This is a genomic window from Flexivirga caeni (assembly GCF_003724155.1).
Taxonomy (GTDB): domain Bacteria; phylum Actinomycetota; class Actinomycetes; order Actinomycetales; family Dermatophilaceae; genus Flexivirga; species Flexivirga caeni.
This window is the reverse complement of record NZ_RJJQ01000001.1, coordinates 409,578-435,421: the sequence shown is the minus strand read 5'-3', so window position 1 is coordinate 435,421 and position 25,844 is coordinate 409,578. Positions and strand designations below refer to the sequence as shown.

Sequence of the window (25,844 nt, the reverse complement as noted above, 5' to 3'; positions counted from 1 at the left end):
GTCACTCGGCGAAGCCGCCGTCACTCACGATCTCCGTCCCACGACGGATGAGCTGCCGGACACCGAAACTCCGCCGCGCGCCGGATCCGGTGGGCACAGCCTGCGCCATACCGTGGGGCACGTCAGGGACGGTGCGACGGAAGGAGGCTGCTGATGCTGCAGGTCGAGCAACTCACCCGGTGCTTCGGCGATGCCCTGGCGGTCGACGAGGTGAGCTTCGAGGTGCCGGACGGGCACCTGGTCGGGTTTGTCGGAGGCAACGGCGCCGGCAAGACGACCATCATGCGGATGATCATGGGCGTGCTCGCGCAAAGCTCCGGCTCGATGCGGTGGGAGGGGCAGGAACTCACCGCAAGCGACCGCCGCGATTTCGGCTACATGCCCGAGGAGCGCGGTCTCTATCCGAAGCAGTCGATCGTGGAGCAACTTGCCTATCTCGCGCAACTGCACGGGGTTTCGCGGCCGGAGGCACGTGATCGAGCGCACGAGCTGCTGTCCCGCTTCAGCCTCGCCGAGCGGGCGAAGGACAAGCTGGAGACCTTGTCGCTGGGCAATCAGCAGCGCGTCCAGATCATTGCCGCGGTGATCTCCCGGCCGACGATGCTCATCCTCGACGAGCCGTTCTCCGGGCTCGATCCGGCTGCCGTGGACGACATGGTCGTGCTGCTGCGGGAGTTCACCGCGGCCGGTGTCCCGGTGCTCTTCTCCTCCCACCAGCTCGACCTGGTCGAGCGGCTCTGCGATCGCATCGTGATCCTCGCGCGCGGCCGGGTGGTTGCGGACGGCGACGCGGAGCAGCTCCGCCGCAGCGGAACGATCCGCCACCGGCTGGTCGCCGGCACCGATGTCGGCTGGGTCCGGGACCTGGACTGGTTGCAGGCCATCGACGTGTCCGGCAACACAGCCATCGTGCAGTTGGCGTCCGAAGCCGACACCGACCGGCTGCTCACCGAAGCGATGCGACGCGGCTCGGTGCGTGAACTCGCCGAACTCGTGCCCTCCGTCGCCGACATCTACCGCGAGGTGACCCGATGACCGCCCACGACCTGGCTGCTCCGGCCCGCACTGCCGCTGACTCCACCGGCTCGGTATGGCGGCTGGTCGCCGCGCGTGAGATCAGGGTCAAGCTGCGCGATCGCAATTTCCTGGTGTCGACCGCGCTGATGCTGGTCCTGGTGATGGCAGTGCTCGGCATCCAATTCGCCTTCTCCGGGCACACGTCGACCAAGAAGATCGCCGTCCAGGGCCCGGCCGCGACTGCTGTCGTCACCTCTGCGTCGAGTATGGCGCAAGCGGCCGACGCCAAGCTGAAACTCGTTCCTGTGCCGGCAAATTCACCGGCAAACGTTGAAGCCGAGGTGATCTCGGGGAAGGCCGACGCGGGCCTGCTGCGCGCCGGCGACGGCTGGCGGCTGGTGTCGAAGTCCGACCGTGACGCCCAGCTCGCGACGTATCTGGGGCAGGCCGTGCAGGAGGATGCCGTGCGACGCAACGCCGCTGCGGCCGGGACCTCACTGCCGGCCCTGCAGCGTGGCGCTCACTTGCCCTACGGCCTGCTGCAGCCGAACGGGCACGACGTGAAGGCGGCGCGCATCGGCGGAGTCGTCTTCGGCATGCTCTTCTATCTGGCGGCCTTGCTCTTCGGTATGGCGATCGCCAACAGCGTCGTCGAGGAGAAGCAGAACCGCATCGTGGAGATCATTGCCGCGGCAATCCCGTTGCGGCAGCTGCTGATCGGCAAGATCGTCGGCAACACCGTGCTGGCCATGGCGCAGGTGGTGCTGCTTGCGCTGGTCGGCGTCGGCGGGCTGCTGGTCACCGGCAATAGCAGTCTGCTCGGCCAGCTGGCCGGCGGCATCGGCTGGTTCGTGCCGTTCTTCCTGGTCGGCTTCCTGGCGCTGGCGGCGCTCTGGGCGGTCGTCGGCGCGCTCGCGACCCGGTCGGAGGACGTGCAGTCGACATCGGCGCCGATGACGGCGCTCGTGGCGATCGTCTTCTTCGGCGGCATCTTCGTCACGGGCACCGCGCAGGCCGTGCTCTCCTTCGTGCCGGTCTTCTCCACCATCGCGATGCCCGCACGTGTGCTGACCGGACACGCCACCTGGTGGGAACCGTTGGTATCCCTGGTGATTGCGCTTGCCGGGGCCCACGCGATCCTGCGGGTGGCTGAACGCATGTATCGGCGCGCGCTGCTGCAGACCTCGCGCAAGCTGAGCCTGCGCGAGGCGTTCACCGGCCGCGACGCCGAGCAGCCGTCGCGCGGCTAACGCCCGGGCCGTTCCGCAGGAAGGCTGCGGCCAGCCGACCAGTGTCAAGCTCGGCGGGGTCGCGTCCGCTCAGCACCCAGAAGAACACCGGACCGACCAGCTCGGCCGTCGCCTCGGGCAGCCGCATTTCGTGGCCGGGCAGCGCGCGCTCGATCACCTCTGCCGCGCTCTGGCCGACCGGGTCGGTATCACGCAGCAACTCGGCGACCTTCGCGTCGTGCTGCGCTTCGCCGACGAGCGCCCGGTAGGCCGTGCCGGCGTCCGACGTGCTGAGGAATGCGAGCAGCGCGTCGAGGTAGGCGACCACATCCTCGGCGGGCGTCTCGTGTGCCGGAACCTGCAGCTCCTGGCGCGCGTCGATGGCGCTTGCTTCGAGCAGGATCTCGGCCTTCGTCGACCACCACCGGTAGATCGTCTGCCGCGACACTCCGGCGCGTTCCGCGATGCCTTTGAGAGTGACTGCGCCATAACCGGATTCGACGACGAGATCGTCCACCGCGTGCAGGATCGCAGCCCGCGCCTGCTCGCTGCGGGGGCGCCCGACCTGCTGGCGCTCGATCATCGACGACCCTTCTGTGGAGTTGCCACCGTCATACGCACACAGTACGAGACAGCCTGCCCCGCAATCGCCACTTATTAGACATCGCGCCTCGAAACTGCTAATTTCAATACATAGTGTCTCGTAAAAGTCGGCGATGCGCCGGCGCAGTGCCCGCAGGGGCAGAAGGGAGATCGCGGGATGCGCATCTTCGTCACAGGTTCCACCGGCTGGATCGGCTCGGCGACGGTGGACGAACTCCTCCGCAGCGGGTACGAGGTCTCCGGGCTCGCCCGTTCCGATGCAGCGGCCGCCGCACTCGAGGCCAAGGGTGCCCAGGTCGTCCGCGGTGACCTGGATCAGCCGGACGCACTGCGAGAGGCCGCACGTGCAGCAGACGGAGTCGTCCACCTGGCCAACAAGCACGACTGGGCCGACGAGGAAGGGAACAACCGCACCGAGCGCGCGGCGGTGATGGCGCTCCTCGCCGGGCTCGAAGGCTCGGGCAAGCCGGTTGTCGTCGCGAACGGGCTTTCCGGCATCGTCAAAGGACGGGCCGTGCTGGAGTCCGACTCATCTCCCGCCGTTGGTCCGGGCTCGGATCGGGGCGGCAGCGAGAACCTCGCGCTCGAAGCGAGCAGCCGCCTCATCCGGTCGATCGCGGTGCGGTTCGCACCGAGCGTGCACGGCTGCGGCGACTGGGGATTCGTCAACTGGCTGACCGCCGCTGCACGACGCAATGGCGTCTCCGGTTACATCGACGACGGAGCGGCCGCCTGGTCGGCAGTGCACGTCACCGACGCCGCACGGCTGATCCGGCTCGCGCTGGAGGAAGCTCCTGGGGGCACTCGCGTGCACGCGGTTGCCGAGGAGTCGGTGCTCACCAGGCAGATAGCCGAAGAAGTCGGGATGGCCCTCGGCCTGCCGGTCGTGCGCGTCGCGGCGGCGGACGCGGCCCGGCACTTCGGCGTCGTCGGGCACTTCTTCGGGCAGACGATGACGGGTTCCAGCGCGGCGACCCGCGAACTGCTCGGCTGGCAGCCGACCGGCCCGACGCTGCTCGACGACATCCGCTCCGGTGCCTACACCCAGGAGCTGCCCACCTCATGATCACGAAATCAGCTGCTCTGCAACAAGATCCGCGACTGGAGCGGGAGCGCGACCGGCACGAGCGGCTCACCCTGATCGCGACCTCGGCCTGCACCGTCCTCGTGGTGGGCTTCGTCGCAGCCGTCAACCTTGCCGTGCCGTTGCTGGCGAGCAGCCGGCTGCGACCGGACTCCTCACAGCTGCTGTGGATCGTGGACGCGTACGTGATCGTGTTTGCGTGTCTCGTCATACCGGCTGGTGCGCTGGGTGACCGGGTGGGCCGCAAGGGCTGCGTCATGGCCGGCCTGGCGGTTTTCGCCGCTGGTTTGGTGACCTGCGCCCTGGCGACGAGCGTGCCGGCCATGCTGACCGGGCGGATCGTCTCCGGGTTCGGCGCGGCGCTCGTGCTGCCCAACTGCGTCGGGGTGCTGGTGCATGCGACGCAGCCCGAGCGGCGCAAGCGGGCGCTGGGCATGTGGGGAGCGATCTCCGGACTGGGCGGCGTCGTGGGCAATCTGGCCGGCGGCGCGTTGCTGAACACGGGCTCCTGGCAGGCGTTGTTCTGGGGAGCGGTCCCGGTGACGCTGCTGTGCGGTGTCGCAATCGGCCTCGGCGCGACGCGCAGCGCCCGGGTGTTCCGCAGCATTGACGTGCCCGGCACCGCCTTGCTGGTCGCGGCCACGTTCCTGCTGTTCGGCGGCATCATCGAGGGTCCGCAACACGGCTGGCACAGCGCGCTGGTCCTCGGAGCATTCGTGCTGGGCGTCCTGCTTTCGGTCGCGTGGGTCCTGGTCGAACTGCGCATCGAACACCCCCTGCTCGATCCGCGACTCTTCCGTGCGCAACTGCTGACGGGCTCCAGTGTGGGCATGGTGACGCTGTGGTTCGGCAGCTTCGGCTTCTTCTATCTCAACGCCTCGCTGATGCAGTACAGCCGCGGGTTCTCCGTGCTCCAGGCCGGCCTGGCGACACTGCCGCTGACCGTTCCGATGGTGTTGCTGGGCCGGCTCGTCCCCGCACTCGCCGCCCGGGTTGGCGTCTGGCCCACGCTCGCGGGAGGTTTCGTCGCTATCGGCGCCGGGTTGCTGGGGTTGTCGACGGCCACGCATTCGCCGTTCGCCGGTTACGCGGCCTGGCAGGTCGTCCTGGGCGTCGGATTCGCCCTTGCCCTGCCGGTGCTCACGGCGGAGCTGACCAGCAGCCTGCCCGCCGTGCAGGCCGGTGTGGCGGGCGGCCTGCAGTCCGCGACTCGGGAGTTCGGCAGTGCGCTGGGCGTCGCCGTCGCGGGCACGATCACCGTCGCCGGCTTCGCTGCGCATCTGCCGACGTCGTTGCAATCCCATCACCCGGTGCCGCGCACGGTCGCCGGCGCGCTGGCGCTCGACCCAGGGGCTCACGCCGGCATCGCCGACGCCTTCGTCTCGGGCGCGAACACCGCGCTGCGTGCGGGTGCCGTGGTTACCCTGCTCGCCGGCGTGCTGGTCGTCCTGGTGACCCGGCGTGCCTCCCGCGCCCGTGCGCACTAGCCTCCATAGGCTTGCGGCGTGCAGAAGAAACTGGTCGCTCTCGACATCGACGGCACCCTGCTCCATCACGACGGACATCTCAGCGACGAGGTTCGCGACGCGGTCCAGGCGGTGGCCGACGCCGGTCATCATGTGGTCATCGCCACCGGGCGCAGCATTCTCGGAGCCGCTCCGGTCATCGAACTCCTCTCCCTGACAAGGGGATTCGCTGTGACTTCCAACGGCGCGGTCACAGCCCAGCTGTATGGCACGGAGTGGGAGATCGTCGACAAGGTCACCTTCGATGTGACGCCGGTACTCCGCGTGCTGAAGGACGCCTGGCCGGATGCCGTTGTCGCAGTGGAGGATCCAGGCGTCGGCACGAAGGTCAGCGCACCTTTCCCGGACGGCGAGCTGATCGGCCCGGTCGAGGTGCTGCCATGGGACGAGCTCGGGAAGGAGCCGACGACCCGGCTCACCTTCCGGTCGCCGAGCGGCACCGCAGAGGACTTCGTGCAGCTGGTCGATCGCCTCGGGCTGCACGGCGTCAACTATGCGGTCGGCTACACCGCCTGGCTGGACGTGAACCCCGAAGGGGTCTCGAAAGCCTCTGCGCTGGAGCAGGTCCGGCGTGCGCTGCAGGTCGAGCCTGCCGACACCGTCGCGGTCGGCGACCACACCAACGATCTGGAGATGCTGCGCTGGGCCGCCCGTGGTGTCGCGATGGGCCAGGCGCCCGACGAGGTGCGCGCTGCCGCCGACGAGGTGACGCTCCCGGTCGAGGACGACGGCGTCGCCGTCATACTCCGTCAGCTGGTATGACGTGAGCGACCAGACGATCACGTCGGCGGCGAACCCACGGTTGAAGGCGCTCGTCGCGCTGCGCCGCCGCCGCACGAGGGACGAGACCGGCCGCACCTTGCTCGAGGGGTATGACGAACTCGCGCTCGCACTGTCGGCCGGCGTGCGACCCCATGAACTCTTCGTGTGTCCCGAACTCATGGCCGACCCACGAGCTCAGGACGACGTCGTGCGGGCCGCCCGTGCCGCGCACGCGCAGGTGGTCCGGCTGAGCCGGCCGGCATTCGAGAAGGTCGCTTACCGGGAGGGCGCGGACGGGTTCCTCGCGGTCGTGCCCGCGGTCGGTGCGACTCCGCGCGAGCTGCTGTTGCCGGCGGCGCCACTGGTGCTGATCGCCGAAAGCGTCGAGAAACCGGGCAATCTCGGCGCAATGCTGCGCACCGCGGACGCCGCCGGGGTGGATGCCGTCGTCGCCGCCGACCCGGTCACCGACTGGGGCAATCCGAACGTCGTACGCAGCTCCAAGGGCACGGTCTTCTCCGTGCCGGTTGCGACTGCGACGACGGCGGAAACCCTGGCGTGGGCACGCGATCGAGGCATCCAGGTGGTCGCGGCGACGCCGGCAGCGACCGCGCTGCACACAGACGTCGACCTGACCGGACCCATCGCCATCGCGGTCGGCACGGAGAAGGAGGGGCTGTCTCGCGAGGTGCTCGACGTCGCCGATGTGCAGGTGCGCATCCCGATGGGTGGCAAGGCAAACTCGCTGAACGTGGCCACTTCCGCCGCGATCGTGCTCTACGAGGCGGTGCGGCAGCGCGGACCCGCTGCACGCTGATCCGGAGCACAATGGCACGATCGGTTCATGCGAGTTGATCATCTGGTTTTTGCCGCAGAGCCCGACGGAATGGTCGCGACGGCGAAGCGGCTGGGCGATCTGCTGGGCGTCGAGCCGGTCGACGGCGGGTTGCACCCACGCTTCGGCACTCGCAACTCGATCATCCCGCTGACCGACCACCGCTTCGTCGAGGTCGTGGAGGTGCTCGACCACCCGGCGTCCGACAAGGCGCCGTTCGGTCAGGCGGTCCGCGCCCGTTCGGCCGCGGGAGGCGGCTGGCTGGGCTGGGTCGTCGAGGTCGAGGACATGTCCATCCCCGAGCGACTGCTCGGTCGCAGCGCCGTTCCGGGCAACCGGCACCGCCCCGACGGGGTCGAGATCTGCTGGAAGCAGATCGGCATACGCGGCCTGATGGCCGACCCGCAGGTGCCGTTCTTCATCGAGTGGCAGTCGACCGAGTACCACCCGTCGGCCGAGGGGCCGACGACCGCCACGCTCGCGGGCCTGCAGATCGCCGGGTCGCCCGACCGGGTCCGCGAATGGCTCGGTCTCGTCGGCGAGCCCGGTGTGGACCGCGACGAGTGGGAGCCGGAAATCGACTTCGACTTCGCAGCACCGCACGGCACCCCTGGCGTCATGTCGGTGAAGTTCACCTGCGCCAACGGCGAAGTCAGCATCTGACCCTGACGACAATGACGCGGCGCGGACCCTTCGGTCCGCGCCGCGCCATCGTTGTAGTGTTTCAGCCGACCACCTGATAGCCGGCCTCGTCGACGGCGTCCACGACGGCCTGCGCGTCGAGTTCGCGCTCGCTCGTGATGACGACCGGCGAATCGCCGCCCTCGTGCAGGTCGATCTGCACCTCCTGCACGCCGTCGATCGCCTTGAGTTCCTCGGTCACCGCGCTGACGCAGTGGCCGCAGGTCATTCCGTGCACGAGGATCGCCGTCTGGGTCATGGAGAACTCCTTCTTCGATGGTGGCGTTGCGGGCGGGGTCAGCTGCGGACCAGGCGCGCGATCGCGTCGGACGCCTCGCGGACTTTCGCGGCGGCGGCCTCGTCGGACTCGCGCGCGGCGTCGACCACGCAGTGCCCGACGTGGTCCTCCAGCAGGCCGAGGCTGACGTTCTGCAACGCCTTGGTCACCGCGCTGACCTGCGTCAGCACGTCGATGCAGTAGGTGTCTTCCTCGACCATGCGCTGAATCCCGCGCACCTGCCCCTCGATGCGGCGCAGTCGCTTCAGGTAGTCGTCCTTGGTCCCCGTGTAGCCCGCCATACGGCGAGCATACCCCACTGGGGTATCCCTAGCCGCGAGTGACGGCTTCCTCCGCGAGCGACGGCGTCATACCGCCGTCATTCGGCGAGGAAGCCGTCACTCGGCGAAGCAACCTTTCCGGACCCGTCTGCGTAGGAGACTGCGACAGGGAGGTGGCGTATGACGGGACGCGACCCGCGGGCGGACTTCGCGGACTTCGTCCGTGAAGCGACCCCGGCGCTCCTGCGCACCGCGTGGCTGATCACCGGACGTGTCGACCAGTCACAGGACCTCGTGCAGGCCGCGTTCGTGAAGGCCTATGTAGCCTGGCCGCGCATTCGCCGGGCCGAGGCGCTCGCCTATGTGCGGCGCATCGTGGTCAACGAGCACACCGACTCCTGGCGCCGCACCCGTCGAGAAGTGCCGACTGGGGAGATCGAGGCACGGCAGCTCGCGGCGGTCGGGAAGACATCGGACGTCGATCACCGTGACGAGATCGTGCGACTGCTCCGCCACCTGCCGGAGCAGCAGCGAAAAGTGGTCGTGCTGCGTTACTACGCCGATCTTTCGGAGCGACAGGTCGCCGACGCCCTCGGAATCTCGCTCGGGGCTGTCAAGTCGGCGGCTTCCCGCGGCCTGGCAGCGCTGCGGGACCTGACAACCCTGACAGGAGATGACCGGCGATGACCATGCCTGCGGACGATGCCTCGGTGGAGCGGCGGTTGCGCGAGTCGATGGCGCACGTGACGCTTCCGCCCACCCTGACGGTGCAGCTCGACGACATCGTGCGCGCCGGGGACTCGATCCTGCGACGCCGGCAACTGCGGCGGCGTTCGGCTATCGGAGTGGCCGCCGCGGCTGTGCTTGGTGCCGCGGCGGTGCCGGTTGCGCGCCACCTGGCGGCCTCGACCACCCCCGCGAAACGGCCCGCGGACACGCCGGCAACCGAGTATGTCGGGCCGGGGATCGCAGCGCTCATGGCAACCTTCCCCAGCGGCGCGCACCGCATGATCTCCATCAGCGACGTTGGTCGGCCGGCCACGGCATACCGGATCGGGTCGGTTGACGCTCGCGGTCCTGAGCCCGTCACGGTCGCCATGCCCCAAGCGGGCCAGATCGTCACCGGACACTTCGGCGGCGCCCTCTTCCTGATCGCCGGTGCGGAGGTGAACGGCTACGGCCTCCGGCTGGTCTTCCCGCCGGACCGTCAGCCGGCAACGAGCGTCGAGCTGCAATGGGGGACTCTCGTGGGAGCTACCTTGCTGTGGCCCGATGCTGTTGCACTGCAAGGGTTTACGCCGATCGGTCTCGTATTCGTGGATTCGAATGCCGGCACGTATGACGCGCTCGTCATGCCCAGTCCTCCCGCGGCGGTCGCGACGCTCGTGTTCCGGACTCAGCCGTCGCCGGACGACCCGCATGCGGATCAGCTGTTGCTGGTGCGCAGCGGCGACCGGCTGCAACTCAACAAGCCCGGCGCGTCACCGCCGCCGCAGCCGATCGGGCAGGAGCTGGCCGGTATCAGCGGTGGTGCAGAGGCGCCGCGAGTCGCCTACGGCTGGGCTCCGGCTGCCATCAGCGCACATGCGCCGGGGCAGCGGAAACTGGTCGTCACCCAGCGTCCCGCAGCAACCGGCGGCGTCCTGTATGCCGTGACCGCCGCTCCCGCCATACCGAAGTCGATCGAGCCGCTGGTGGTGACGGTGACCTGCGGGCACTCGTCGGTCCGGGTGCCGATGGCGCAGCCGTAGCACCCCGCGCACCCCCGCCGCCACGCAGCAGCTACAGAAAGCGCACCAGCTGGGGAGCCAGTCCGACATACGTCTCGGGCGTGAGCTCGAGAAACCGCGCCTCGACGGTGTTCGGCAACCCGAGACCGCGCACGAACTCGCGCAGGTCCGCCTCGCTGATCCGCCGCCCCCGGGTGAGCTCCTTGAGCCGCTCGTAGGGCTGCTCCATGCCGGGCACGCCGCGGGCGCCGAGTGCGCGCATCGCCGACTGGATCGGCTCGCCGAGCACCTCCCAGTTGGCGTCGAGATCGGCCGCCATCTTGGCCGGCACCGCGTCGAGCCCGGCCAGGCCGCGCGAGACGTTGTCGATCGCCAGCAGCGAGTGCCCGTATGCCGTGCCGATGTTGCGCTGCATCGAGGAATCGGTGAGGTCTCGCTGCAACCGGGAGTTGACCAGGGTGCGGCACAGCACGTCGAAGATGCCGTTGCTCAGCTCGAGATTGGCCTCGGCGTTCTCGAAGCGGATCGGGTTGACCTTGTGCGGCATCGTGCTCGACCCGACGGTGCCCTGGCCGCGCGACTGAGCGAAGTAGCCCATCGAGATGTAGGTCCACACGTCGGTCGCGAGGTTGTGCAGGATCGAGTTGAACCGCGCGATGTCGCTGTAGATCTCCGACTGCCAGTCGTGGCTCTCGATCTGCGTCGTCAGCGGATTCCATTGCAGCCCAAGGCCTTCCACAAAAAGCTGGGAGACCTCGACCCAGTCCGTGGTCGGCACGGCGGCGACGTGTGCGCCATACGTGCCGGTGGCGCCGTTGATCTTGCCGAGATATTCCGCCCGCTCGATGCGCTGCAGCTGCCGCCGCAGCCGGTAGGCGAGCACGGCCAGCTCCTTGCCCATGGTCGTCGGCGTCGCCGGCTGGCCGTGGGTGTGCGCGAGCAGTGGCACGTCGGCGAGTTCGCGGGCCATGGTGGCGATCTGCTCGACCAGCGCCGACGCCTTCGGCAGCCAGACCCGGCGGGTGGCGCCCTGCACCATCAGCGCGTAGGACAGGTTGTTGATGTCCTCGCTGGTGCAGGCGAAATGCACCAGCTCGGACAGGCCGGGCGCGTCGGCGGTGCCGACGATCTGCGGCAGCCGCCGCTTCAGGTAGTACTCGACCGCCTTCACGTCGTGCACGGTCTCGTGTTCGATGTCGGCAAGCTCGGCGATGTCGGCGACGTCGAACTGCACCGGAATGTCGCGCAGCTGCCGGATCTCCTCGTCGGTGAGCCGCCGCACGCCGGGCACGGCGCCCTGCCGGGTCAGGTGGATCAGCCACTCGACCTCGACGTGCACCCGCTCCCGGTTGAGAGCGGCCTCGGAGAGGAAGTCGACGAGCGGGGCGACGGCGGCGCGGTAGCGCCCGTCGAGGGGGCCGAGCGCGATCGGCGGGTGGGCAGCAGCAAGCGAACGCATGCCGATCAGTGTCCCAGAGCGGGCGGACGCGTCGAGCCACCCGTCCACCGCCCGGGCCCGGGTATGACGCGGGTCACTCGCGCGGAGTCACTCCTGCGGTGGGTCGGCCAGCGCGATCACCGAGAAGATCTCGCCGTGTTTGCCCTGCAGCAGCGCCTCGGGTCCGTATGCCGTGTCCATCGTCATCAGGATCTGCGCGCCGAGTTCCTGGGCGATCTGCGCCGAGGAGTCACGATCGGCGACCGCGAAGTGCACCAGCCAGCTCGGCGGTGCCTCGTCGGGCAGCTGCGCCGCCTGGTGTATGCCGCAGACGGTCCGCCCGGTCGGCAGTTTCGCGACGACGTAGGCGTCGCCCATGTCGTCATACGTGTAGCCGAAAACGCTGGCATAGAACGCTTTCGAGCCCTCGAGGTCGCGGGTCATCAGGTCGTTCCAGGTGACCGCGCCAGGTTCGTTGACCAGGCCGGCCCCGAGCAGCCCGGCCGCCTGCCACAACCCGAAGAATGCGCCGCTCGAGTCGGCGCAGTAGGCGCTGCGGCCGAGCCCGGGCAGGTCGAAAGGCTCGGTCAGGACCTGACCGCCGGCGGCCGTGACCGCGGCGCACGTCGCCTCGACGTCTTCGGTCGCGAAGTAGGTCGTCCAGTACGGCGGTGCCTCCCCGCCGTACTGGTGCTGCAGCCCGGCGACCGGCTGGTCGTCCTTGCGGCAGACGAGGTAGTCCTCGTCGGTCTGGTCGCGGCGCACGTCCCAGCCGAAGAGCTTCTCGTAGAAGTCTTGAGCGTGGTGCATGCCGCGGTGTGCCGGTGCGAAGGAGCAGTCGACCCAGCAGGGCGTGCCGGCCGGCCAGGGCGTGGAGCGAGTAACCATGAGGCGAGCTTATGCGGCAGGTTCGGCCGAGGTCTGGGTCCGTGTCCGGATCGTCAGGAAATCGCCAAAGTTTCACCAAGCAGGGCGCGCGCGCCCTGCGACGGCCCTACCGTTGACGGCGAGGGACGAAGAGGGTGGGAGGTGCTGGGATGACTGATGATCCACGGGACACGCAGCGGTTCCAGGTGTCACAAGAGGCGGCGTCGGCGTTGCTCGGCGACGCCGACGGGCTGCGCATGCTGCTGGTGTATGCCGAGACGGTGCTGCGCTCACGCGGCATCGACATCGCGACGCGCATTCACCTGGACATTGCCGAAGCGATCATCGACGCGCATATCGAAGAACTCACCGAGCCCGGGTTGTCCGATGCGGCCGCCCAGGCGCTGCGCACCGACCCACGGTGCGCCGTGGTGGTGGCAGCCGTGCACTACGCCACGGCACGCGAGTGCCCGACCTGCCTGGCGGGCGACGAACCGGATGCCGCACAGGTGCTGCGCTGGGCGACCGACTTCGCCCGGGGCGCCGCGCCGGTCGCGTGAGTCAGCCCAGCTCGCGCCGCATTTCGGCGACCAGCCCCCGGCAGGCCAGTTCGATCTCGTGTCGGCAGCGGTCGAAGTCGCTGGCGTTGCCGAAGTAGGGGTCGTCCAGCTCGAGTTCGCCCGCCGCGGCGGCGTCGGTGTCGAATTCGCGCACCAGCCGCGTTTCGGCCCGGACCTCGTGTCCGTCGGCCAGTTGCAGCAAGTCGCGCAAGTGGCCGCGGTCGGCGGCCAGGATCAGGTCGCGATCGTCCAGGTATGACGCCTCGAACTGCCGGGCGACGTGGGCCGATCCGTCATACCCGCCGCGCTCCAGGGCGGCGACGGTGCGCGGGTCGGCGCCCTGCCCGACGTGCCAGTCGCCGATGCCGGCGGAGTCGACGCTGACCTCGTCGGCCAGCCCCGCGTCGTCGAGCATCGCGCGCAGGATCACCTCGCCCATGGGTGAGCGGCAGATGTTGCCCGAACACACGAAACAGACTGCGTAGGTCACCCGCACGACCCTACGTCACCGGACGCGCGCGGCACCCCCGCTCGCTACGCCTTCGAAGACGGACGGTGTCGCGAAGCCACCCGCGGCGGCTGCGGCGACACAGGCTTGCGCCACCGTCTCGGACCGTTCGCGGTCGACGAGTGCGATGACCGAGCCGCCGAAGCCGCCACCGGTCATCCGCGCCCCGTATGCGCCGGCCGCGACCGCCGCCTCCTGCAGCGCGTCGACGCTCGGTGCGGTGATCTCGAAGTCGTCGCGCATGGAGGCGTGCGATGCGTTGAGCAGAGAGCCGATCCGGCGTGGGTCGTCGCCGGAGGTCAGCAGCGCCGCCACCTCCTCGACGCGCGCGGAGTCGGTGATCACGTGACGTGCGCGCCGGCGCAGCAGCGGCGGCAGCTTGTCGAGGGTGGTCGCCAGGTCCGCCACGGGCACCTCCCGCAACTCGTGCACCCCGAGCTGCAGCGCGGCCTCCTGGCACGAGTGCCGGCGTTCGGCGTATTCGCCTCCGGCGTGGGTGTGCTGGGTATGCGAATCGATGACCAGCAGGGAGAGCCCGGCCGCTGGCAGATCGAAGGGGATCTGCTTGATGGTGACCGCGTGGGTGTCGATCTGCATGGCGTGCGCGGGACGCCCGCACACCGAGGCCAGCTGGTCCATCAGCCCGGTGGGCGCTCCGGCGATCTCGTTCTCCGCATCGCGCCCGAGATCGGCCACGGTCTCCTGGTCCAGCGCCCAGCCGGACAGATCCGACCAGGCGCGCGCGGTGCCGCACGAGATCGCCGCCGACGACGAGAGTCCTGCGCCGACAGGCACGTTCGAGTCGAGCGCAAGGTCGATTCCCGTGACGTCCAGGCCGCGGCGGCGGGCCGCCCACCCCACCCCGACGAGGTATGACGCCCAGCCGTAGTCACCACCGGGGGTCACCTCGCCGAGCGACACGGTGATCGGCTCGTCGTGGTTCATCGACGTCGAGGCGACGCGCACGAGGTCGTCCTCGCGACGCCGGACGGCGACGGCCGTGTGTTGCGCGAGTGCGATCGGCAGCACGAATCCGCCGTTGTAGTCGGTGTGTTCGCCGATCAGGTTGACCCGGCCCGGTGCGGCCCACAGGCCGTCGGGCGCCGCGCCATACAGCTTCCGGAAGCGGGCCGTCAGCGCGTTGAAGTCGACCTCGGCGGGGGTCTGCACGATCGCCGTCACTTCGCGTCCTGCAAGCGCTGGGCGACATCCTCGGGGGAGCCGTCGTTGACGAACGCGCCCTGGCCGGACTCGGATCCGGCGAGGTACTTCACCTTGTCCGCCGCCCGGCGGAAAGAGAAGAGCTCCAGGTGCAACCAGGCGTCGTCGCGATGCCGGCGCGCGGGCGCCTGCTGCCACGCGGCGATGTAGCCGGTCGGATCGTCATACAGCAGGTCGAAACGCTGCAGCACGTCTAGGTAGACCTCCACGAATCCGTCGCGGGCCACATCGTCGAGTGCAGGTAGGTCGGGCACCTGCCGCGTGGGGTAGAGGTGGACCTCGACCGGCCAGCGGGCGGCGAACGGCACGAACGCGATCCACTCGTCGTTCCGGGCGATCACCCGGGTGCCGTCCGTGGCCTCGCGCTCGATGATGTCGCCGAAGAGGCTGCGCCCGTGCTGCTCGCGATAGGCCCGCGCGCGTTCCAGCTCGATTGTGGCCCGTGGAGGCAGGAACGGGTAGGCGTAGATCTGCCCGTGCGGGTGCTGCAGGGTGACGCCGATCTCCTTGCCGCGGTTCTCGAACGGAAAGACGTATTCGATGCCGTCGATCGCGTTCAGCGCGGTGGTGCGGTCGGCCCAGGTGTCGACCACCAGGCGGGCATGCTCGGGAGACAGCGCCGCGAAGGTGGAGCTGTGGTCGCTGGTGAAGCAGACCACCTCGCAGCGGCCGCGACCGGCGCGGCTCTGCTCGATGCCGTCGCTCTTCGCCTCGGGCGCCTCGGCGTTGAGTTCGTATGACGGGAAACGGTTTTCGAACGCGACCACCTGATATTCGGCGGACGGGATCTCCGACAGGTGATCGCGAGAGGGGCACAGGGGGCATTCCTGGGCGGGAGGCATGAAGGTGCGGCTCTGCCGATGCGATGCGATGCCGATCCACTGGCCGGTCAGCGGATCGAGCCGCAGCTGTGAGCCGGTGACCGTGGTGGGCAGATCGCGCCGGTCGGGCACGGCGGTGCGGTGGGTGCCGTCGGCGTCATACCAGATGATCTGCCGTCCGTCGGCGAGCCGACCCTCGGTGCGCTCCATCCCGACTCCTTGGGGGTCCCGAAGAAACTTCAACGTTTGAAAATGTGCGTTTACGTTGTATCACGACTTGGTGACGTCTGGTCGGGAGTGGGTTGGAGCCCGGGGACACGCAGCGGCCCGCGTCTCCGGCAGGAGGCGCGGGCCGCAGTCGCATGCGCGGGTTGTCAGTCCTTCGAGCGCCGCGCGATGCGCGTCACGTTGACGGCAAGTTCGAGGAGCACGCGGACGACCGCGATGATGACCACGAGCCAGGCGAGGTCGGCGAGCGAGTGGAAGATCGCGGCGATGGTGCTCATGTGCTTGACGTGCGTGCCGCCGAAGTCTTCGCTGCCGAAGTTGTAGATCAGGTTGCTGATGAAGTTGATCGCGGCCCAGACGATGACGATCAGGTAGGTGAGCCCGGCGATCCGCTCGGTCAGCGACTTCTTGAACTGCAGGTCGGAGAGCAGCTCACCGATGCCCTCGCCGGCACCGGAGGCGATCTGGCCGGCGTCGGAGGCCCACTGCTGGCCGGCCTGCTGGGCTTGCCCGCCGAAGTTGCCGTGCTGGCCCTGTGCCTGCTGCCCGTAACCCTGCTGTCCGTAGTTCGGCTGCTGGCCGTAGTCGGGCTGCTGCGCCTGCTGGCCGTAGTCGGGCTGGTGGCCATAGCCCTGCTGCTGGCCGTAGTCGGGCTGCTGGGGCGCCTGTTGTGGTGCGGCCTGCTGCTGGCCGTAGTCCGGCTGCGCTTGCTGCTGGGCCGGCTCGGGCTGTTGTGGCGCGGCCTGGGTCTGGTCGCTCTCGGGCTGCTGCTGAGCGGACTGCTGCTGCCCGAAACCCTGACCGAGGCTCTGGCTCTGGTAGCGCTGTCCCCCCTGCGGCGCGCCTTCGTCGCCCTGTTCGTTGTTCCACGAGCCACCTGTGGGCGTCGACATAGATTCCTCCTGGTGATGGGGAGGCCCGGCGTGCTGGGCCGCTGTCGCCACCCATCCAACCTGGTGATCGGCGAGGCGTCCAACTTCCGCACCGAGAAATCCGGCGATCCGCGGCCTCTCAGCCCGCCAGGCCGTGCTCGTAGGCATAGCGGACCAGCGCGGCGCGCCCGGTGCAGCCGGTCTTGGCCAGGACGTGATTGATGTGCGTCTTCACGGTGCTGACCGACACGAAGAGCTCACGCGCGATCTGCGGGTTGGCCAGGCCGGACGCGACCAGCCGCAGCACGTCGACTTCCCGCTCGGTGAGCCCGTCGGGTGGTTCGTATGCCGTGGGCGTCGCCTCGCCCGGCCGCTGCAGCATCGCCCGGGTGGCCTTGGCGTCCAGCAGTGACCGGCCGCTCGCCGCGGCTCGGATCGCGTCCGCAATGGTGGCCGGGTCGGCGTCCTTGTTGAGGAAACCGAGCGCCCCGGCCGAGAGGGCTTCGACGATGGTGGCGTCGTCGTCATACGTCGTCAGAGCGACGGCCTGGGTGCGCGAACGGCCGCCGCGCAGCCGGCGAATGCCTTCGACGCCGCCGATCCCGGGCATCCGCAGGTCGGTGAGCAGCACGTCCGGGTCGGTCTGCCCGACCAGTTCCAGTGCCGTCTCGGCGTCGGCCGCGACCCCGACCACGTCGATGCCCTCGATCAGCCCGAGCAGCGAGCGCAGGCCTTCGCGCACCACCGTCTGGTCGTCGGCCAGCACCACACGCACCGTCATCCGTCCTCCCATCGCGCGATCACGAGCCAGCCGGCCGCCGTCGCGCCCGCCTCGAACCGTCCTCCCTGCGCCTGCACCCGCCGGCGCAGCCCGGCGAGTCCGTGTCTGCCGCTGACCTGATCGGTCTGCGGCAGGTCCGTGGGGTCGCCGGCCGTGAGCACCCGGATCTCCCGCGCTGTCAACGAGATCCGCACGGGGAGCCCGGGCGCGTGGCGCAGTGAGTTGGTGATGCCCTCCCGCAGGACGGCCCGAGCCGTCTCCTGCCGGTCGGCCGGTATGACGCAGGCGTCGCCCTCGACGCTGATGTCGGCGTCCGACGCGGTGTGCAGCCGGTCGACGGTCTGTGCCAGCCACTCGGCGAGCGGTGTGGCTTCGGCCCGGTTGGCTGCACCTTGGAGTGCCTCGACTGCTTGGCGGGCGCCCCGTAACCCGTCCTTCGCGAGGTCCGCGGCAGCCGAAAGTCGTTGCTGCAGCTCGATGCTCGCGCCCTCTTGGCGCGCCTGCAGTTCCGCGGTCTGCACCGACACGACCAGCCCGGACAGAGTGTGTGCGAGCACGTCGTGCAACTGGGCGGCGATCTCTCGCTGCCCTTCCGCGGTCGCCGACCGGGCGCGCTCCTGGACGATCACCTGCTGCTGTGCGGCATACAGTTCGGCGGCCTCCACCTGCCGCCTGCGCTGTTGCAGGATGGCAATGATCGCTGCCGCGATCGCGAGGCTGAGCAGGACACCGCTCAGTGGGTTCGGATGGCGCGCCTGCAGCCATACCAGCCCCGCAGCGGGCGCGGCCGCGTAGCCGAGTGCTTGGGGCAGGTCGCAGGCCCGGGCGGCGATCATGATCGGCAGGAACGGCATCCAGGACAGGCTGTCGTAGGGCAACGCCACCGCGACTGCGGCGGCGCCGAGGGACAACGCCCACAGTTGCCCCGCTCGCCACCTCGTCCGCTCGGCGCCGGCGGCCTCCGGCAGCCACCAGGAGCCGCCGACCAGGAACGCCAGCACGGTCAGGATTCCGGCGGCCGACCCGACAGCGATCGCGGCTGGTCCGGGATGGCGGTTGCTGGTCACTCCTGTCGCGGAGAGCAGCGATGCGGTGAACGACGCGGCGACGACCACCCGGATGACCGCGCGGTCCAGCCGGATGTCGTCGAGGCGGAGCGCTCGTATCTGCACGGCGCCAACCTACGACGCACCCGGTGTTGTCCACCCGCTGCGCGGCCGGATCTCCACCCGGTTTCCACCCGTGGGTTGAGGCGTCACGAGACCGCGACCGCGAGAGTGGATGACATGAACACCGCGATCATCGTCCTCGAAGTCCTGCTCGTCATCGGCCTGATCCTGGCCCGCCAGCTGCGGACCCAGCGCATCAAGGACAACCTGCTGAAGATGCCCGCAATCCTCGCCGTGATCGGCCTGGTCGAGGCGTCGCGCTTCGCCGGAAATCACTCGGTGACGACCGGCCAGGTCGCGGGTGTGGTTGCCGGGCTCGTGGTTGCGGCGGCGGTGGCGTGGCCGCGGGCGCATTCGATGAAGGTATGGCGCGACGCGGACGGCACCTGGCTGCGGAAGGGCAACCTGCGCACCATGGGCTGGTGGGCGGTCGCGATCGTCGGGCACATCGCGACGGCGTGGGCCGGACCGGTCGTGTTCGGCGAAACCTCGCACGGGTTCGGCGGATTCGACTCCGCCACGATGCTGGTCTACCTGGGTGTGAGCCTCGGCGCCCAAGGCCTGTTCCTGGAGCAGCGCTTGCGGCGTACCTTCCCCGGCCAGCGCACCGGCGGGCCGGCGGTGCTGTCCAAGTGAGCGTTATCACGCGGCGTGAATTTGCACTCTAGACATCGAAAGGGCAAAGTTGTGGAACGTGCGAAACACCACTTCGACCCCCGTGCCGGCGCGGCTGCGCATTGTCGGGCCGATGGCACCGAAGCGGGCGCTCACCTCGCACCGGATCACTTCGGCCGCTCAGCAACTCGCCGTCGAGAAGGGGTATGACGACTTCACCCTTGACGAATTGGCCGAGCGCGCCGGTGTCTCGCGGCGCACGTTGTTCAACTACTTCGACAGCAAGCTCGAAGCGACGATCGGTGGCGGCCCGCAGTTGCAGCAGTCCGACGTCGACACGTTCCTGTCCGGTGGCCCCACGGGGGAGTTCATCGACGACGTGGCGACGTTGGTGCTGGCCATCCTGCGGGCCAGCGCCGAGTTGACACGCGAGGACTGGCGCACCATGCGGCGGTGTTTCGAACTCAACCCGAAGCTCGTGATCGCGGCGCACGGAGCGTTCTCGGAGTTCGTGGAGGGCGTGCAGGAGTTGCTCGCCCAGCGCAGCGACATACCTGGGGAGGACCCCCGCGGGCAGGTGCTGGTGGCGATCTTCGGAGCCGTCTTCGACGTCTCGCTGCGCGACTTCATCACCGAGGACGACGAGCGCGACCTGGCCACCATCTTTCTCCACAATCTTTCCGTCGCACGACGGATCCTCCACTGAATTCACGTAATTCATCTCCACGGATAGGACTTCCATGGCTTCCCTCCTCTACCGGCTCGGGCACACCGCCTATCGCCGGTGGCCGCTCTTCATCGCCGGCTGGATCATCGTGCTCGTCGGGTTCGGTGCCGTCGCAGTCGGCGTCAGCAAACCGATGGCTGACACGTTCAGCATTCCGGGCATCCCGTCGCTCGCGGCGCAGAGCATGCAGCAGAAACTCTTCCCGGGCACCGCGGACGCGCAGGACGAGGCGAGCGCCACGGTCGTCGTCGCCGCTCCGAAGGGACACACCCTGAAGGAGGCGAAGTACACGGGCGCGGTCAACACGCTGATCACCAAGCTGGACGCCGTACCGCAGATGCCGACCGACGCCAAGGCCAAACCGGTCAACCCGGTCGTGGCCGCGGCGGCACAGCAGAAGGCAATCCTCGCCGCAGCCGGCAAGACCGCGCAGGAGCAGGCCACCGCGAAGGCGAATGCCCAAGCGGTCTCGCCGCTTTCGGCCGACGGCCGCACCGGCACGATCACCTGGACCTTCGCGACGAAGACGGTCCAGGACGTGAAGGCGAGCACGCAGGATGACGTGCTGAAGGCGGTCGCCCAGGCTCGGGCGAGCGGGCTGGAGGCGCAGGTCAATGGCTCCGGGATGCAGGCGATGGTCAGCACCGGAGGCAGTAGCGAACTGCTCGGCGTGCTCGTTGCGGCATTCGTGCTGTTCATCACCTTCGGCTCGCTCGTCGCGGCCGGCATGCCGATCATTTCCGCCGGTGTCGGCGTCATGATGGGCGAGCTCGCGATCCAGTTCGCGACCGGCTTCACGACCATCGGCACGACCACGCCGATCCTGGCCACCATGATCGGCCTGGCGGTCGGCATCGACTACACCCTGTTCATCCTGGCTCGCTATCGCACCGAGCTACGGGAGACGGAGGACCGGGCGCACGCGGCCGGCCTGGCCGTCGGAAAGGCAGGTAGCGCAGTCGTCTTCGCCGGCCTGACGGTGCTCATCGCACTGTGCGCCCTGTCGGTCGTCGGCATCCCGTTCCTGACCTCGATGGGCCTGGCCGCAGCCGGCTCGGTGTTCTTCGCGGTGTGCGTCGCGCTGACCCTGCTGCCGGCGGTGCTAGGTCTGCTGAAGTCGAAGGTGTTCGCGGCCCAGCTGCGCAAGCGCGAGGACAAACTCGGCGCGGACGGCCGCACCATCAACAACGGTGTGCGCTGGGCTAAGCTGCTGGGCAAGCGTCCGGCGATCTTCGTGGCCATGGTCGTGGTGGTGCTGGGCGGACTCGCCATACCGATGAAGAGCCTGCACTTGGCGCTGCCGAGCGACTCGACGGCAGCCAAGTCCACGACACAGCGCCAGGCCGCGGACATGATCTCCGAGGCGTTCGGGGCCGGTCGGCAAGCGCCGTTCATCGCTGTCGTCGACGCGACCGGCATCTCCGACTCCCAGCAGCGGCTGGCCGCCTTCGGGCAGGTGATGGGTTGGGCCGGCTCGCAGAAGGACGTCGTGAACTCGCAGATCATCAAGGTCAACGCGGACAAGACGGGCGCGACCATCCTGATCACTCCCAAGGACGGTGCGGACGCACAGTCCACGCTGACCCTGCTGGATCACCTGCGCAGCGGACAGTCCGGCATCGAGAAGAAGACGGGCGCAACGGTGGGCATCACCGGCACGACCGCCATTCAGACGGATGTGTCGACTCAGCTGACCAGTGCGCTGCCGAAGTATCTGGCGGTCGTCATCGGACTGGCGTTCATCCTGCTGATGGTCGTCTTCCGGTCCGTGCTGGTGCCGCTGATGGCGACGCTGGGCTTCCTGCTGTCGGTGCTCGCGACACTGGGCGCGACGGTGGCGGTGTTCCAGAACGGCCTGTTCGGTCTGGTCGAAGGGCAGCCGATCGTCAGCTTCATGCCGATCATCCTGATCGGGATCGTCTTCGGACTGGCCATGGATTATCAGGTCTTCCTCGTGACGCGAATGCGGGAGGCCTACGTGCACGGGGCGAGCGCCCGCGAGTCCATCGTGGACGGCTTCCGGCACGGCGCCCGGGTGGTCACGGCCGCCGCGACCATCATGATCTCGGTGTTTGCGGCGTTCATGCTGCAGAGCAACAGCCTGATCCAGTCGATGGGCTTCGCGCTCGCGGCGGCGGTGTTCTTCGACGCCTTCGTGGTCCGGATGACGCTGATCCCCGCGATCATGTACCTGCTGGGCGACAAGGCCTGGTGGCTGCCGAAGTGGCTGGACAAGATCCTGCCGCGGGTCGACGTCGAGGGTGAGAAGCTGGGCAAGAAGCTTGCGAAGGCTCCTGAGTCCGAAGAGGATTCGGTCCTGGCGAACGCCTGAGCGGCATACCGACGGAGGGCCCGGCGAACAGCGCGCTCGCCGGGCCCTTCGCTGTGCCTGGGCGGTCAGTTGCCCATCGAGCTGGGCGCGCTGATCGCGCCGGGCGGCACCGTCAGGGTGGGCTGCTGGTTCCAGCCGGTCAGGGTGACCTTGCCCTTGGTCTTGCTCGTGCCCTGTTCGCCATCGAACTGCAGGACGTACTTCGTGGCCGCGTCAAGGGTGATGGTGTTGCCCGTCTTGGCGTCCGTGATGACGTAGGCGGGCTTGCCGTCGAAGGTCGTCGTCCTGGTCGTTGCCTTGGCGAGTTCCGCGTCGGTGATGTTGCCCGGCCCGATGCTCTCGTCCAGGAAACTGCGAATGGTCAGGCCGGAGAGGCTGTCCGCCATACTGCCGGGTGCCTTGACCCACTTGCCCGCGAGCAACAGCGCGGTCGCCTCGGGCGCCTTCGTGGTCGAGATCCAGAAGGCCTTGTCGCCCTTGACGAAGTATCCGCCGTCGACGGTCCGCACCGTGGCGGAACCGTCGGCGCCGCGGGAGACGCTGAGGTCCTGGTTCGAGCCGTCCAGGGTGCCGGTCAGGTCGGTCTTCTGCCGGATGCCGTCGTTCACAGTGTCGGTCTGCAGCGCCGCCGACTTCGCCGTCTTGTATGCCGCGCGCGCCTCGTGGATGAGGGTTGTCGCGTCGGGAGTCGCGGAGTTGCTGCCAGCTGTGGCGGACGTGCTGGACGAGGTCGAGGGGCTGGGTGTGGATGACGAGGTGGCTGCGGCACTCGACGTCGAGGAGCGGCTGGCGATCGCCGAACTGCTGGAGCTGGAGCTCGATCCGCAGGCGGCGAGGGTCAGGCCGAGAGCAGCGACGGCGGCGGCCGGGGCAACACGGGTGACGGTACGCATGCGTCCACACGCTACGTGACCGGGCTTCCGGCGGCTCGGCTGCCCGCACCGTGGAAGGCTTGTGGCGTCAGGTCGTGGTGCCGTCCTGTCCGGACAGGTTGAGGTAGCCCTGCGGCACAGTCACGACGGCCTGGGTGTTCCAGCCGTCGAAGTTCGCGGTGCCGTCCGACCCGTCGGTCGACGCACCGGTGACCTGGACGACGTTGTGCGGATCGGCGGCGAGCACCTTCAGCGTGTCGACGCTCGCCGTCGCGCTCCTCGATATGGCCACGAACAGGTTCACGCCCGCTTGGCTCGCCGCGCTGGTGGTCATCTGGGCGGTGTCCGAATCTCCGATGGCGGCCGGCCCGATCATGTCGTCGAGCACGTGCCGGATGGTCAGCTTCGCGAAGTCCGCGGAGGAGTCGTTCGGTGCGAGCACCCATCGGTTGGCGAGGAGTGCCGTCGTCGCGTCGCTGTGCCCCTTGGCAGCGGTCTTCCAGAACGTCTTGTCGCCCTTGACGTAGTACTTGCCGTCCACGGTCCGTACCGTTGCGTCGCCTTGGCCCGGATCGTCCAGCGTGAGTTGCTGGTTGGTGCCGTCGAGCGTCCCCCGGATGTCGATCGTCTGGGTGACGCCGTCGGAGGTGAGCGTCGCGTGCAGATGAGCCGACTTCGCTGACCGGTATGCCGAGCGTGCCTCGTGCACCAGGGTCGTGGCGTCCGGGACCGCGCCGGTGGCGACGGACGCGCTGCCGGTGCTCGTGGTGTGCGTGGCCGCCGACGTCGTGCCGGCCGAGGTGGGCGGGGTGACGGTGACGGTGCCCCCGGTTGCGCAGGCACTGAGCCCGGCCGCCAGGACAACGGCGACCGCGCCGCCGACGATGCCGCGTTCCGCCCTCATAAGCGGCATCGTAGTTGTCCCGGAGGGGTCCGCAGCGGCGCCCGGCAATCGATTGGTCCAAGGCCAGGGGCACGCCATACCCTACGTGGTATGACGGACCCCGCTCTCGCCCTGACCACCCGTGTCCAGCAGGCGCTCGCCGACGCCTTCGGACCGCAGTGGCGCGAGGCGGACCCGGTGATCCGGCCCGCGAACAAGCGGCAGAGTGACGCCGACTTCCAGGCCAACGCGGCGATGGCGCTCGCCAAGCAGCTCGGCCGGCCACCGCGGGAGATCGCGCAGGACGTCGCCGACCAGATCGCGCCGGATGACGGGCTGATCGCGTCGGTCGAGGTAGCCGGTCCCGGCTTCCTCAACCTGACGTTGCGCACCGAGTGGATTGCCGCTGCCGCGACGCACCAGCTCGCGGACGACCGGCTCGGCATACCGACCCCCGGGCGGGAGATCGTCGTCGTCGACTACTCCTCGGTGAACGCGGCCAAGGAGATGCTCGTCCACCACCTCCGCACGACCGTCGTGGGCGACGCGCTGGCGCGCACCCTGCAGGCGCTCGGCCATGACGTCATCCGGCAGAACCACCTGGGCGACTGGGGCACCGCGTTCGGCATGCTCATCGAGCATCTGCTCGAGGTCGGCGAGGACAGCGACGAGGCGAAGCTGCTGGAGACCGACCCCAACGCGTTCTATCAGGCCGCGCGGGCGAAGTTCGATGCGTCGGACAAGGCCGAACCGGCCGGATCTGCAGGCGATTTCGCTACGCGGGCGCGCAAGCGGGTCGCGACGCTGCAGAGCGGCGACGCGGAGAGCTTGCGGCTGTGGGACAAGATCATGGCGTTCACGCGGACGTACATCAACCGGGTCTATGCCGAACTCGGTGTGCTGCTCACCGACGACGACATCCGTGGCGAGTCGTCATACAATGACGAGCTCGCGGGCGTGTGCGACGAGCTGGAGGCCCAGGGCATCGCGGTGCTGAGCGACGGCGCGCTGTGCGTCTTCTCCGACGAGTTCATCGGCCGGGACGACAAGCCGGTGCCGCTGATCGTTCGCAAGTCGGACGGTGGATACGGTTACGCGACAACGGATTTGGCTACGATCCGGCACCGGTCGCTCGACCTGCACGCCGATCGTGCGCTGTATGTCGTGGGCGCCCCGCAGAACCTGCACTTCCGGATGGTCTGGGCGGCGGCCGACCGCGCCGGCTGGATCAAGGGCACCGAGCCGATCCACGTGCAGATCGGCAACGTGGTCGGCGCCGACGGCAAGATCCTGCGCACCCGCTCGGGCGACGTGGTGTCGTTGCAGTCGCTCGTCGACGACGCGCTGGCACGCGCTGCTGAGGTCGTCGCCCAGTCGCGCCCGGACCTGGATGAGGAGACCCGGGCGACCATCGCACACCAGGTCGGCATCGGCGCGATCAAGTATGCCGACCTGTCGGTGTCGCATGACTCGGGTTACACCTTCGATCTGGACCGGATGCTCGCGCTGCAGGGCAACACCGGTCCGTACCTGCAGTACGCGACCGCTCGCATCCGGTCGATCCTGGGACGGGCGGATGCTGTGGATCCCGACGGTCCCATTCTGTTGGTGGAACCGGCTGAGCGAGCGCTTGCCCTGCGGTTGCTCGACTTCGGTGGAGTGGTTGCCGAGGTCGGGGAGTCGCTGGAGCCGCATCGGTTGGCGGCATACCTCTATGACGTGGCGACGACGTTCACGGCGTTCTACGAGCACTGTCCGGTGCTCAAGGCCGAGGACGCGGCGACCCGCGACAGCCGGCTCGCGCTGTGTGCGCTGACCGGCAGGGTGCTGGTCACGGGCCTCGGCCTGCTCGGCATTGAGTCGCCCGACCAGATGTAGCCCTCTCCCGATCGAGAGGACCCCTTCCGCATTGAGCGGACCCGATA

Annotated in this window: 27 protein-coding genes; 14 read left to right on the top strand and 13 right to left on the bottom strand. The window is 68.9% G+C overall.

The genetic code is table 11. The annotated features are described in order from the left end of the window. Positions 1-153 precede the first annotated feature (153 nt). Complete coding sequence (locus tag EFY87_RS02195) at positions 154-1,035, top strand: ABC transporter ATP-binding protein (protein WP_123269699.1); 882 nt, start codon at positions 154-156, stop codon at positions 1,033-1,035. Continuing rightward, positions 1,032-2,267, top strand: coding sequence for an ABC transporter permease (locus tag EFY87_RS02190; RefSeq protein WP_123269697.1), 1,236 nt, complete (start codon positions 1,032-1,034; stop codon positions 2,265-2,267). The genes EFY87_RS02195 and EFY87_RS02190 overlap by 4 nt, the downstream gene beginning before the upstream one ends. Here the strand turns inward: EFY87_RS02190 and EFY87_RS02185 are convergent. After that, on the bottom strand, positions 2,230-2,829 hold the full coding sequence (locus tag EFY87_RS02185; RefSeq protein ID WP_123269696.1) for a TetR/AcrR family transcriptional regulator: 600 nt from the start codon (positions 2,827-2,829) through the stop codon (positions 2,230-2,232). The genes EFY87_RS02190 and EFY87_RS02185 overlap by 38 nt on opposite strands. A gap of 177 nt (positions 2,830-3,006) precedes the next feature. Here EFY87_RS02185 and EFY87_RS02180 point away from each other — a divergent pair, with 177 nt between their 5' ends. From EFY87_RS02180 to EFY87_RS02160, 5 genes are read left to right on the top strand one after another with little or no spacing between them, the layout of a single operon-like run. Next, positions 3,007-3,915 (top strand): NAD-dependent epimerase/dehydratase family protein, encoded by a 909-nt coding sequence (locus tag EFY87_RS02180; RefSeq protein WP_123269694.1) that lies wholly within the window; start codon positions 3,007-3,009, stop codon positions 3,913-3,915. Then, on the top strand, positions 3,912-5,420 hold the full coding sequence (locus EFY87_RS02175) for an MFS transporter (RefSeq protein ID WP_123269692.1): 1,509 nt from the start codon (positions 3,912-3,914) through the stop codon (positions 5,418-5,420). Before EFY87_RS02180 ends, EFY87_RS02175 begins: the two co-directional genes overlap by 4 nt. A gap of 18 nt (positions 5,421-5,438) precedes the next feature. Further along, positions 5,439-6,221 carry an HAD family hydrolase gene (locus tag EFY87_RS02170; protein WP_123269690.1) on the top strand — a complete coding sequence of 261 codons (783 nt, stop codon included), beginning with the start codon at positions 5,439-5,441 and terminating at the stop codon, positions 6,219-6,221. Between the two features lies 1 nt (position 6,222). Beyond that, positions 6,223-7,038: a TrmH family RNA methyltransferase gene (locus EFY87_RS02165; RefSeq protein ID WP_123269688.1), complete on the top strand. Its 816-nt coding sequence runs from the start codon at positions 6,223-6,225 to the stop codon at positions 7,036-7,038. A gap of 27 nt (positions 7,039-7,065) precedes the next feature. Then, positions 7,066-7,719 (top strand): VOC family protein, encoded by a 654-nt coding sequence (locus EFY87_RS02160; protein WP_123269686.1) that lies wholly within the window; start codon positions 7,066-7,068, stop codon positions 7,717-7,719. Positions 7,720-7,780: 61 nt separating this feature from the next. Here the strand turns inward: EFY87_RS02160 and EFY87_RS02155 are convergent, their stop codons facing one another. Next, positions 7,781-7,996, bottom strand: coding sequence for a heavy-metal-associated domain-containing protein (locus tag EFY87_RS02155; RefSeq protein ID WP_123269684.1), 216 nt, complete (start codon positions 7,994-7,996; stop codon positions 7,781-7,783). 38 nt (positions 7,997-8,034) lie between these two features. Then, positions 8,035-8,316, bottom strand: coding sequence for a metal-sensitive transcriptional regulator (locus EFY87_RS02150; RefSeq protein WP_123269682.1), 282 nt, complete (start codon positions 8,314-8,316; stop codon positions 8,035-8,037). Between the two features lie 159 nt (positions 8,317-8,475). On the opposite strand from EFY87_RS02150, the gene EFY87_RS02145 reads away from it, so the two are divergent. Together EFY87_RS02145 and EFY87_RS02140 are read left to right on the top strand one after the other, a co-directional pair. Then, the gene (locus EFY87_RS02145; RefSeq protein WP_123269681.1) at positions 8,476-8,982 is read left to right on the top strand and encodes a SigE family RNA polymerase sigma factor; all 507 of its coding nucleotides are present in this window, start codon (positions 8,476-8,478) and stop codon (positions 8,980-8,982) included. Next, entirely contained in the window at positions 8,979-10,046 is a 1,068-nt protein-coding gene (locus tag EFY87_RS02140; protein ID WP_123269679.1) for a hypothetical protein, read from the top strand. Before EFY87_RS02145 ends, EFY87_RS02140 begins: the two co-directional genes overlap by 4 nt. 31 nt (positions 10,047-10,077) lie before the next feature. Here EFY87_RS02140 and purB read toward each other — a convergent pair whose 3' ends face one another. Together purB and EFY87_RS02130 are read right to left on the bottom strand one after the other, a co-directional pair. Next, positions 10,078-11,484: an adenylosuccinate lyase gene (gene purB / locus EFY87_RS02135; RefSeq protein WP_123269873.1), complete on the bottom strand. Its 1,407-nt coding sequence runs from the start codon at positions 11,482-11,484 to the stop codon at positions 10,078-10,080. 87 nt (positions 11,485-11,571) lie between these two features. After that, a complete protein-coding gene (locus tag EFY87_RS02130; RefSeq protein ID WP_123269677.1) occupies positions 11,572-12,351 on the bottom strand; it encodes a VOC family protein in 780 nt (259 codons plus the stop codon). 149 nt (positions 12,352-12,500) lie between these two features. On the opposite strand from EFY87_RS02130, the gene EFY87_RS02125 reads away from it, so the two are divergent. Then, on the top strand, positions 12,501-12,890 hold the full coding sequence (locus tag EFY87_RS02125) for a hypothetical protein (protein ID WP_123269675.1): 390 nt from the start codon (positions 12,501-12,503) through the stop codon (positions 12,888-12,890). Position 12,891: 1 nt separating this feature from the next. Here EFY87_RS02125 and EFY87_RS02120 read toward each other — a convergent pair whose 3' ends face one another. The 6 genes from EFY87_RS02120 to EFY87_RS02095 all read right to left on the bottom strand — a co-directional run bounded on the left by EFY87_RS02120 (position 12,892) and on the right by EFY87_RS02095 (position 18,493). Next, positions 12,892-13,380, bottom strand: a complete 489-nt coding sequence (locus EFY87_RS02120) for a low molecular weight protein-tyrosine-phosphatase (RefSeq protein ID WP_123269673.1) — start codon at positions 13,378-13,380, stop codon at positions 12,892-12,894. A 15-nt stretch (positions 13,381-13,395) separates the two neighbouring features. After that, on the bottom strand, positions 13,396-14,580 hold the full coding sequence (gene galK, locus EFY87_RS02115; RefSeq protein ID WP_245988305.1) for a galactokinase: 1,185 nt from the start codon (positions 14,578-14,580) through the stop codon (positions 13,396-13,398). Next, positions 14,577-15,650 carry a galactose-1-phosphate uridylyltransferase gene (gene galT / locus EFY87_RS02110; RefSeq protein ID WP_123269671.1) on the bottom strand — a complete coding sequence of 358 codons (1,074 nt, stop codon included), beginning with the start codon at positions 15,648-15,650 and terminating at the stop codon, positions 14,577-14,579. Before galT ends, galK begins: the two co-directional genes overlap by 4 nt. A 164-nt stretch (positions 15,651-15,814) precedes the next feature. Continuing rightward, positions 15,815-16,561 carry a DUF4282 domain-containing protein gene (locus EFY87_RS02105; RefSeq protein ID WP_123269670.1) on the bottom strand — a complete coding sequence of 249 codons (747 nt, stop codon included), beginning with the start codon at positions 16,559-16,561 and terminating at the stop codon, positions 15,815-15,817. A 118-nt stretch (positions 16,562-16,679) separates the two neighbouring features. After that, positions 16,680-17,321: a response regulator gene (locus EFY87_RS02100; protein WP_123269668.1), complete on the bottom strand. Its 642-nt coding sequence runs from the start codon at positions 17,319-17,321 to the stop codon at positions 16,680-16,682. After that, entirely contained in the window at positions 17,318-18,493 is a 1,176-nt protein-coding gene (locus EFY87_RS02095; RefSeq protein WP_123269666.1) for a sensor histidine kinase, read from the bottom strand. Before EFY87_RS02095 ends, EFY87_RS02100 begins: the two co-directional genes overlap by 4 nt. Positions 18,494-18,607: 114 nt before the next feature. Here EFY87_RS02095 and EFY87_RS02090 point away from each other — a divergent pair, with 114 nt between their 5' ends. Genes EFY87_RS02090 through EFY87_RS02080 form a run of 3 tightly spaced genes read left to right on the top strand, consistent with a single transcriptional unit; the run spans position 18,608 to position 22,164 of the window. Then, positions 18,608-19,126: a hypothetical protein gene (locus tag EFY87_RS02090; protein WP_123269664.1), complete on the top strand. Its 519-nt coding sequence runs from the start codon at positions 18,608-18,610 to the stop codon at positions 19,124-19,126. A 58-nt stretch (positions 19,127-19,184) separates the two neighbouring features. Beyond that, positions 19,185-19,811: a TetR/AcrR family transcriptional regulator gene (locus tag EFY87_RS02085; protein ID WP_148043216.1), complete on the top strand. Its 627-nt coding sequence runs from the start codon at positions 19,185-19,187 to the stop codon at positions 19,809-19,811. A gap of 34 nt (positions 19,812-19,845) precedes the next feature. Further along, on the top strand, positions 19,846-22,164 hold the full coding sequence (locus EFY87_RS02080; RefSeq protein ID WP_123269660.1) for an MMPL family transporter: 2,319 nt from the start codon (positions 19,846-19,848) through the stop codon (positions 22,162-22,164). A gap of 65 nt (positions 22,165-22,229) precedes the next feature. On the opposite strand, the gene EFY87_RS02075 is transcribed toward EFY87_RS02080, so the two are convergent. After that, positions 22,230-23,057, bottom strand: coding sequence for a hypothetical protein (locus EFY87_RS02075; RefSeq protein WP_148043215.1), 828 nt, complete (start codon positions 23,055-23,057; stop codon positions 22,230-22,232). A gap of 67 nt (positions 23,058-23,124) precedes the next feature. Beyond that, entirely contained in the window at positions 23,125-23,940 is an 816-nt protein-coding gene (locus EFY87_RS02065) for a LolA-like protein (RefSeq protein ID WP_123269655.1), read from the bottom strand. 90 nt (positions 23,941-24,030) lie between these two features. On the opposite strand from EFY87_RS02065, the gene argS reads away from it, so the two are divergent. After that, positions 24,031-25,797, top strand: coding sequence for an arginine--tRNA ligase (gene argS, locus EFY87_RS02060; RefSeq protein WP_123269653.1), 1,767 nt, complete (start codon positions 24,031-24,033; stop codon positions 25,795-25,797). Positions 25,798-25,844: the final 47 nt, after the last annotated feature.